This window comes from Leifsonia sp. HAY1-4F, from assembly GCF_056755275.1.
In genome coordinates, this window is sequence record NZ_JBNDHX010000139.1 from 1 (window position 1) to 8,269 (window position 8,269).

General features: G+C 68.7%; 11 protein-coding genes. 7 read left to right on the forward strand and 4 right to left on the reverse strand.

Going from position 1 to position 8,269, the window contains the following annotated elements; all coding sequences use genetic code 11:
- Window positions 1–136: 136 nt before the first annotated feature.
- A complete protein-coding gene (locus ACPYOG_RS17845) occupies window positions 137–823 on the forward strand; it encodes an exonuclease domain-containing protein (protein WP_481295496.1) in 687 nt (228 codons plus the stop codon).
- Window positions 824–906: 83 nt separating this feature from the next.
- Window positions 907–1,212 (forward strand): DUF4190 domain-containing protein, encoded by a 306-nt coding sequence (locus tag ACPYOG_RS17850; RefSeq protein WP_481295497.1) that lies wholly within the window; start codon window positions 907–909, stop codon window positions 1,210–1,212.
- 82 nt (window positions 1,213–1,294) lie between these two features.
- On the opposite strand, the gene ACPYOG_RS17855 is transcribed toward ACPYOG_RS17850, so the two are convergent.
- The 3 genes from ACPYOG_RS17855 to glgA all read right to left on the reverse strand — a co-directional run bounded on the left by ACPYOG_RS17855 (window position 1,295) and on the right by glgA (window position 3,761).
- Window positions 1,295–1,546 carry a type B 50S ribosomal protein L31 gene (locus ACPYOG_RS17855; RefSeq protein WP_090038270.1) on the reverse strand — a complete coding sequence of 84 codons (252 nt, stop codon included), beginning with the start codon at window positions 1,544–1,546 and terminating at the stop codon, window positions 1,295–1,297.
- Window positions 1,547–1,712: 166 nt separating this feature from the next.
- Complete coding sequence (locus ACPYOG_RS17860; RefSeq protein ID WP_481295498.1) at window positions 1,713–2,525, reverse strand: ABC transporter ATP-binding protein; 813 nt, start codon at window positions 2,523–2,525, stop codon at window positions 1,713–1,715.
- A gap of 48 nt (window positions 2,526–2,573) precedes the next feature.
- The gene (glgA, locus tag ACPYOG_RS17865; protein ID WP_481295499.1) at window positions 2,574–3,761 is read right to left on the reverse strand and encodes a glycogen synthase; all 1,188 of its coding nucleotides are present in this window, start codon (window positions 3,759–3,761) and stop codon (window positions 2,574–2,576) included.
- A 47-nt stretch (window positions 3,762–3,808) separates the two neighbouring features.
- Between glgA and ACPYOG_RS17870 the strand changes: the two genes are divergently transcribed.
- Together ACPYOG_RS17870 and serB are read left to right on the forward strand one after the other, a co-directional pair.
- Complete coding sequence (locus ACPYOG_RS17870; protein WP_481295500.1) at window positions 3,809–5,053, forward strand: glucose-1-phosphate adenylyltransferase; 1,245 nt, start codon at window positions 3,809–3,811, stop codon at window positions 5,051–5,053.
- Window positions 5,050–5,727 carry a phosphoserine phosphatase SerB gene (gene serB, locus ACPYOG_RS17875; RefSeq protein ID WP_481295501.1) on the forward strand — a complete coding sequence of 226 codons (678 nt, stop codon included), beginning with the start codon at window positions 5,050–5,052 and terminating at the stop codon, window positions 5,725–5,727. Before ACPYOG_RS17870 ends, serB begins: the two co-directional genes overlap by 4 nt.
- 169 nt (window positions 5,728–5,896) lie before the next feature.
- On the opposite strand, the gene fabG is transcribed toward serB, so the two are convergent.
- Window positions 5,897–6,607, reverse strand: coding sequence for a 3-oxoacyl-ACP reductase FabG (gene fabG / locus ACPYOG_RS17880; RefSeq protein WP_481295502.1), 711 nt, complete (start codon window positions 6,605–6,607; stop codon window positions 5,897–5,899).
- A 74-nt stretch (window positions 6,608–6,681) separates the two neighbouring features.
- On the opposite strand from fabG, the gene ACPYOG_RS17885 reads away from it, so the two are divergent.
- Genes ACPYOG_RS17885 through ACPYOG_RS17895 form a run of 3 tightly spaced genes read left to right on the forward strand, consistent with a single transcriptional unit; the run spans window position 6,682 to window position 8,158 of the window.
- Entirely contained in the window at window positions 6,682–6,990 is a 309-nt protein-coding gene (locus ACPYOG_RS17885) for a DUF3099 domain-containing protein (RefSeq protein WP_090038246.1), read from the forward strand.
- 23 nt (window positions 6,991–7,013) lie between these two features.
- The gene (locus ACPYOG_RS17890) at window positions 7,014–7,283 is read left to right on the forward strand and encodes a hypothetical protein (RefSeq protein WP_481295503.1); all 270 of its coding nucleotides are present in this window, start codon (window positions 7,014–7,016) and stop codon (window positions 7,281–7,283) included.
- Window positions 7,280–8,158, forward strand: coding sequence for an SURF1 family cytochrome oxidase biogenesis protein (locus tag ACPYOG_RS17895; RefSeq protein ID WP_481295504.1), 879 nt, complete (start codon window positions 7,280–7,282; stop codon window positions 8,156–8,158). The genes ACPYOG_RS17890 and ACPYOG_RS17895 overlap by 4 nt, the downstream gene beginning before the upstream one ends.
- Window positions 8,159–8,269 lie beyond the last annotated feature (111 nt).

The window sequence follows — 8,269 nt, forward strand, 5'->3', positions numbered from 1 at the left end:
TCCGTCGTCGGCAGCGTCAGATGTGTATAAGAGACAGGTGCTCGTTGTTGCGCATCCCGTCGGCGTGTCGCCTGCAACCACGAGCACTTCGGCGTGCCTCCCGCGTGGCAAAGCGACGGCTGCATACCGTGGGGGCATGAGCTCCTGGCATCAGCGTCTCGGCGTCTTCGATCTCGAGACCACGGGCATCGACGTCGAATCGGCCAGGATCGTCACCGCCCACGTCGGCCTGCTCGACGAGACCGGCCAGGTGCTGCACCGTCGTGACTGGATCCTCGACCCGATCGTCGAGATCCCGGCCGAGGCCACGGCCGTCCACGGCATCACGACCGAGCGCGCACGACAGGACGGGATGGATGCGGCCCGCGGCATCGCGGCGATCGTCGCGCAGCTGCGCAGCCTGTTCGAACGCGGCATCCCCGTGGTCGCCTACAACGCGCCCTACGACTTCACACTGCTCGACCGGGAGGCGCGACGATATGGCCTCGAGCCCCTCGTCTCCCCGGGTCCGATCATCGATCCGCTGGTCATCGACCGGGCGGTGGACAAGTTCCGCCGCGGGAAGCGCACCCTCACCGTCACGGCCATGCATTACGGCGTCGACCTGCTCGGCGCGCACGACGCGGGGGCCGACGCGATCGCCGCAGGGCGCGTCGCTCAGGCGCTGGCGCGCATCCACGCCGAGGCGCTGGCCTTCGAAGCCGCGGAACTGCACCGCCGCCAAGTGGACTGGTGCCGCGAACAGGCCGCCGATTTCCAGGACTACATGCGACGGGAACGCGACCCAGAGTTCACCACGTCGGGGGCCTGGCCGCTGCGCTGAGCCCGGCGCCGGACGGCGTCGAATCTGCTTCCCCCACGAGCGGGGACTATTGCACGGGCCGCCGGGCCGCTACGGTGTCGGCCATGACGGACTCCAATCTGAACCCGCAGCCCCTTCCACCGCAGCAGCCTCAGTACGGCCAACCGGGCGCACCCGCTGACTCCCGCTGGAACACCATGGCGATCGTCGCGTTCATCGTGACGTTCTTCATCAACATCGTCGGAATCATCCTCGGCTTCATCGCCCTCAACCAGATCAAGCGCACCGGCGAGAAGGGCCACGGTCTTGCCCTCGCAGCGATCATCATCGGCTTCGCGTCGATCGTGCTCGGCATCATCATCACCATCGTGGTCGTCTCGACGGCCGGCAGCATGGTGCACACGTCTTGAGCTCCCCTAGCCGATCCTCAACGACGAAGGCCCCCGTCCACTGGACGGGGGCCTTCGTGCGAGCGTGAAACGCGAAGAGCGCTTACTTGCCGAAGTTCTTGTAGCGGGTGTTGAACTTCTCGACTCGGCCGGCCGAGTCGAGGATGCGCTGCTTGCCCGTGTAGAACGGGTGCGACTCGGAGGAGATCTCGACGTCGATCACCGGGTAGGTGTTGCCGTCCTCCCACTCGATGGTCTTGTCGCTCGAGACGGTGGAGCGGGTGAGGAACGTCGCACCCGAGGCCAGGTCGCGGAAAACCACCGGGGCGTAGTCGGGGTGGATGCCAGTCTTCATCAGGACTTCCTTGTTGCAGCTAGTAGTCGGTTCGGTCATGTCCGCGCAGACCGCGTGGACGGGAAGCTTCTTCGCCCGTCGGACGATCGCTACCAGGACGGCAGGATCGGTTCGGGGGCCAGCTATCGAGTCTAGCAGATCGGCCCGCCCGACTCCGTCGGTGGACTCAGTCGGTGGACTCCGTCGCGATCCCCTGACGCGCCCGGGCGGTGAACCGCCCGTCGGACTCGGCGATCTCGACGTCCACGTCGAAGGTCGCGCTGAGGTTCTCGCTCGTGATGACCTCGCCGATGGGGCCCTGCGCGGTGATCTCGCCATCCTTGAGCAGGAGCGCGCGGTTGAACGCCTGCGGGATCTCCTCCACGTGGTGGGTGACCATGACGATCGCCGGCGACTTCGGGTCGCTGGCGTAGCCGCCGAGCAGCTGCAGCAGCTCCTCGCGGCCGCCCAGGTCGAGGCTGGCGGCCGGTTCGTCGAGCAGCAGGATCTCGGGGTCGGTCATCACCGAACGGGCGATCTGGACGCGCTTCTGCTCGCCGTCCGAGAGGCTCCCGAAGGTGCGATCGGCCAGGTGGTCCAGGTGCCACTCCGCGAGCACCCGGTGGGCCCGGCGCTCGTCGATCTCCTCGTAGAGCTCGTTCCAGCGGCCGGTGACCGCGTACGCGGCCGTCATCACCACATCCAGCACCCGCTCGTTCCGGGGGATGCGGCGGGCGAGCGCACTCGAGGCGAACCCGAGCAGCGGCCGCAGCTCGGACAGGTCGGTGTGGCCGACCGATTCGCCCAGCACGACGGCCTCGCCGGAGGTGGGGTGCAGTGCGGCCGCCGCGATCTGCAGCAGGGTCGTCTTGCCCGCCCCGTTCCGGCCCAGGATGACCCAGCGTTCGTCCGGCTCGACCGTCCAGTCGATACCCTTCAGGACGGGGTTGCCGTCCCGCACAACGGACACGTCGGTAAGTCGGAGAACGCTGTCGGCCATGCGTTCCAGCCTACCGTCGCACGACGCGCATCCGTGACGGGCGGGCCGTCAGCGCGCGACCAGCGATCGGTACACGTCGCGCGTCTGCTCGGCGATCGCCGGCCAGCCGAACGACGTCTCCGCGCGCTCGCGCCCCGCCTGGCCCATCGCGGCGGCACGCGCCGGATCGCTGACGACCTCCGTGAGCGCGGCCGCGAGGTCGGCGACGAAGGCCTCCGGATCGGTCGGCGTCCCCGTGCCGTCCTGCATCTGCTGGATGGGCACGAGCCGGCCGGTCACACCATCGACGATCACCTCGGGGATGCCGCCGGTCGCGGTCCCGACGACGGGCAGACCGCACGCCATCGCCTCCAGGTTCACGATTCCGAGCGGCTCGTAGATCGACGGGCAGACGAAGACGGTGGATGCGGTGAGCGCGATCCGCAGCTCGTCATTCGGGAGCAGGCGGTCGATCCACACGACGCCGTCACGCTCTCGCTGGAGCTGCTCCACCAGACCGGTCACCTCGGCGAGGATCTCGGGCGTGTCGGGCGCGCCGGCGCAGAGGATCACCTGGACCTCCGGCGGCAGCATCCGTGCGGCGCGCAGCAGATACGGCAGGCCCTTCTGGCGCGTGATGCGGCCGACGAAGACGACGGCGGGACGGTCCGGGTCGATGCCCAGCGCCCGCGCACGCTCGTCGTCCCGGAGAGGCTGCCAGCGCTCCAGATCGATCCCGTTGTAGATCGTGACGACCTTCGTCGGGTCGAGCGACGGGTACGCGGCGAGGATGTCGCGTCGCATCCCGTCGCTGACCGCGATGACGGTGTCGGCGGCCTCGAACGCCGTCTTCTCGATCCAGCTGGACACGCGATACCCGCCGCCCAGCTGCTCGGCCTTCCACGGCCGCAGCGGCTCCAGGCTGTGTGCAGTGACCACATGCGGGATGCCGTGCAGCAGCTTCGCCACGTGACCGGCGCCGTTCGCATACCAGGTGTGCGAATGGACGATGTCCGCCTCCCCGCAGTCCTGCGCCATCTGCAGGTCGACGCCGAGCGTGGCGATCGCGCCGTTGGCGTCCGCAAGCTCCGCCGGAACGCGGTAGGAGGCCGTGTCCGGCTCGTCCCGGTGCTCCCCGAAGGCACGCACCACGACCTCCGTATCACTGCGGAGGGCTCGCACGAGCTCGGTGACGTGGACTCCGGCTCCGCCGTAGATGTCCGGCGGGTACTCCCGGGTCAGAAGGTTGACGCGCATGACCAAAACGCTAGTACAGCAAACGAATGGCCTCTACTGTTAGGGGCATGGCAGCAGGCAAGAAGATCTTCGGCATCGTCCTCGCGGGCGGAGAGGGCAAGCGGTTGATGCCGCTGACGGCGGACCGGGCGAAGCCCGCGGTCCCGTTCGGCGGACAGTACCGGCTCATCGATTTCGCTCTCTCGAATCTCATCAACTCGCAGCTGCGCCAACTCGTCGTGCTGACCCAGTACAAGTCGCACAGCCTTGACCGCCATGTGTCGCAGACCTGGCGCCTGGACGGGATCACCAACTCCTACATCGCGTCCGTCCCGGCCCAGCAGCGGCTCGGGAAGCGGTGGTTCAGCGGATCGGCGGACGCCATCCTGCAGAGCCTCAACCTGCTCCGCGACGAGAAGCCGGACATCGTGGTGGTCGTCGGCGCCGACCACGTGTACCGGATGGACTTCGGCCAGATGATCGAGGCCCACATCGCCTCCGGCGCGCCGGCGACGGTCGCCGCGATCCGGCAGCCGATAGCGCTCGCCGACCAGTTCGGCGTGATCGAGGTGGAGCGGGAGCGGCCCACCCGGATCGGTGCGTTCCGCGAGAAGCCGCGCGACCCGATCGGCCTGCCCGACTCGCCCGAGGAGGTCCTCGCCTCGATGGGCAACTACGTCTTCGACGCCGACGCGCTCATCGACGCCGTGGTGCGCGACGGCGACCGTCCGGACTCCAACCACGACATGGGCGGGGACATCATCCCCGACTTCGTGTCGCGCGGCGAGGCGGCGGTCTACGACTTCAACAACAACGACGTCCCGGGATCGACGGACCGCGACCGCTACTACTGGCGGGATGTGGGGACGATCGACTCGTTCTTCGAGGCCCACCAGGACCTGATCTCGGCGCTGCCGATCTTCAACCTCTACAACAACCAGTGGCCCATCTTCAGCCAGCAGCTCAACTCCCCGCCGGCCAAGATCGTGCGGGACGGACGCGGTGCGCTGGGAACGACCATCGACTCCATCGTCTCCCTGGGCTCCGTGATCTCGGGCGCGCACCTGGAGCGCAGCGTCCTCGGCCCGTGGGCCAAGGTCGACTCGGGCGCGAAGGTGGTTGACTCCGTCGTCTTCGAGCGTGCGGTCATCGAGCCGAACGCGTTCGTCGGCCGGGCCATCCTCGACAAGGATGTGATCGTCGCGGAGGGCGCGCAGATCGGCGTCGACCCCGATCGCGACCGTGCCCGCGGCTTCACGGTCACCGAGTCGGGCATCACCGTCGTCGGCAAGGGCGTGCACGTCGTTCCATGACCTCTGCAGAACACGAACGAACATCAGGGCACCGCACGGCATCCGTCCTCGTCGTGCTCGACGCCGACTCCACCCTGCTGCAGGACGAAGTGATCGAGCTACTCGCCGAAGAGGCGGGAGCACGCACGGAGGTCGCCGAGATCACCGAGCGCGCGATGCGCGGCGAGCTCGACTTCGAAGAGAGCCTGCGGGAGCGCGTCCGGACCCTCGAAGGGCTGCCTGCGTCGGTCTTCCAGCATGTCGGTGAACGCATCCGGGTCACCGAGGGCGTGCCGGAGCTCGTCGCCGGGGTGCACGCGGCGGGCGGAGTCGTCGGAGTGGTGTCCGGCGGATTCCACGAGCTGCTCGACCCGATCGGCGAACGCCTCGGGCTCGACCACTGGCGCGCCAACCGTCTGGTGGTCGAGGAGGGCGTGCTCACCGGGGAGGTCGACGGACCGGTGGTGGATGCGGCCGCCAAGGCCCAGGCGCTCCTGTTCTGGGCGGCCGCCGAGGGCGTCCACCTTCGTCAGACCGTCGCGATCGGCGACGGAGCCAACGACCTGCGGATGATGGAGGAGGCGGGGCTCTCCGTCGCCTTCAACGCCAAGCCGGCCGTCCGCGCCCAGGCGGACCTGGTGATCGACCACCCGGACCTTTCGCAGGTCCTCCCCCTCCTCGGCCTCCGCGGCTGACCCGCCTCGCGTCCCTTCGCCTACTGCCAACCCGCCGAGGTGCTCGTTGTTGCAGCCGACACGCCGCATCCACGTGCAACTACGAGCACTTCGGCGGGATGGACAGGAGGGATGGCGGGATGGACGCGAGGCGAGAGCGGGCAGGGCAGGGCAGGGCGGGCAGGGCAGGCTAGTGGCCCATACCGAGGCCGCCGTCGACGGGGATGACCGCGCCGGAAATGTAGCCGGCGTCGTCCCCCGCGATCCAGGTGACGACCTTGGCGACCTCCGCCGCCGAGGCGAACCGGCCGGCGGGGATGCTCTTCTTGTACTCGGCCTGCTGTGCCTCGGGCAGTGCCGCCGTCATATCCGTCTCGATGAAGCCCGGCGCGACCACATTCGCGGTGATGCCGCGTGCACCGAGTTCGCGCGTGATCGAGCGGGCCATCCCGACGAGGCCGGCCTTCGAGGACGCGTAATTGACCTGACCGGCGCCGCCGAACAGGCCGACGACGCTCGAGATCAGCACGATCCGGCCGAAGCGCGCCTTCAGCATCCCCTTGTTCGCGCGCTTCACGACCCGGAACGCGCCTCCCAGGTTCGTCTCGACGACCGAATCGAACTCCTCGTCGGTCATGCGCATCAGCAGCGTGTCCTTGGTGATGCCCGCATTCGCGACCACGACCTCCACCGGGCCGAGCTTCTGCTCCACCTCGGTGAACGCCGCATCCACGGAGGCTGCATCCGTCACATCCGCCCGCACCGTCAACACGCCCTCCGGGCCTTCTCCCGACCGGGCGGTGACCGCGACGCGGTGCCCCTGGGCGACGAACTCCTCGGCGATCGCGTAGCCGATCCCTCGGTTCCCCCCGGTGACGAGGACGGTGCGTGGCGTGGTCATGCGGTTCCCTTCTGCCGAAATGTCCGTGAGCGGACCGCCACCCAGTTTATGGACGTACTCTGGAGTCAACGCACATGAAGAAGCCCACAGCTCCGTCGATCACGAGCCTGCCCCTCTCCCCCGACGAGGAACGACGACGCCGGATGATCAAGTATTCGGTCGCCATGGGGGTCCGTGTGGTCTGTTTGATCGTCGCGGTCATCGTCCCGGGATGGTGGGCGACGGTCCCGCTGATCGGCGCGATCTTCCTGCCCTACTTCGCGGTCGTGATCGCGAACGTCTCGAGCGACCCGCGTCGAGGCGAAGTCCAGCGTCCAGGCAATATCCTTCCAGTGGCGCCCCCGGTTCCGGGACCGCGCGACGACCAGCAGGAGGACCAGTGATCGGGTTCGGCGAGCCTGCGCCGTTGACGTGCTCTCGTGCCGGATGCGGTGACACCGCGTCGTGGCGGATCGAATGGCGCAACCCGCGCATCCACTCGGCTGATCGGGTGAAGGTGTGGCTGGCCTGCGGGGAGCATGTGGAGTTCCTGCGGGAGTTCCTGGAGGCGCGTGACTTCCCGGTTCGGGTCGTGCCCGCCGTGGACGAGGAGGCCCGCGCGGACGGGGAGGCCGGCGCGGGCGGGGAGGCCGACGTGGGCGGGGAGGCCGACGGCCCCGAGAGGGCGCACGCGTGAGCGGCGCGAAGGCGAGCCGCAGCAAGAGCGACGGCTGGCGGTTCGCGTTCTCGCGGCGCTGGCTCGGCTATCTGGCGTTCGCGATCGTCTTCGCCGTCGCGTGCGGATTCCTCTCGAACTGGCAGCTGGCGCGCAGCAAGGAGGCGGCGGCCGCGAACGCGCTGGTCACCGCGAACTTCGACTCCCGTCCGGTTCCGTTGACCGATGAGCTCCCGAACCTCGGCTCGTTCTCTCCGAAGCAGGAGTGGCGGCGCGTGACCGTGGCGGGCACGTACGAACGCGACCACCAGCTCCTGGTCCGCAACCGGCCCTTCAACGGGAGTCCCGGCTTCGAGGTGCTGACTCCCCTGCGGACCGCGGACGGCTCGCTGTTCATCGTGGACCGGGGATGGGTCCCCACGGGCAACACGAACGACCGGCCCGACCACATTCCGGCCGCGCCGTCGGGCACGGTGACCGTCGTCTCCCGGCTGAAGGCCAGCGAACCGGCCATCTCGGGGCGCACCGCCGTCGGGGATCAGGTGGGCACCATCCAGCTCTCGGTCGTGAAGCAGAAGCTCGGCGGCGCCGACGTGTATACGGGTGCCTACGGGCTGCTCGACAGCGAGGACCCGGCGCCCGCGACGGCACCGACGCCGACGGTCACCTCTCCGCCGACGCAGGATGAGGGACTGCACTGGTCGTACATGATCCAGTGGATCATCTTCGCGCTGATCGGATTCTTCGGCCTCGGCTACGCGCTCGTCACCGAGTACCGCAAGCTGAACTCGGACGATCCCGCCGAGCGGGCGCGCGCCGCCGAGCGCGAACGCCGCCGTCGCGCCAAGCGCACGGACGCCGACGTCGAGGACGAGCTCCTCGACGCCACCCACTGACTCTCACCCGCAGCCCCACCGTCGAGTACACAAAGACTGCACGCTCAGAGCCCCACAAGCGTGCACTCTTTGTGCTGTCTCTTATACACATCTGACGCTGCCGACGACGGA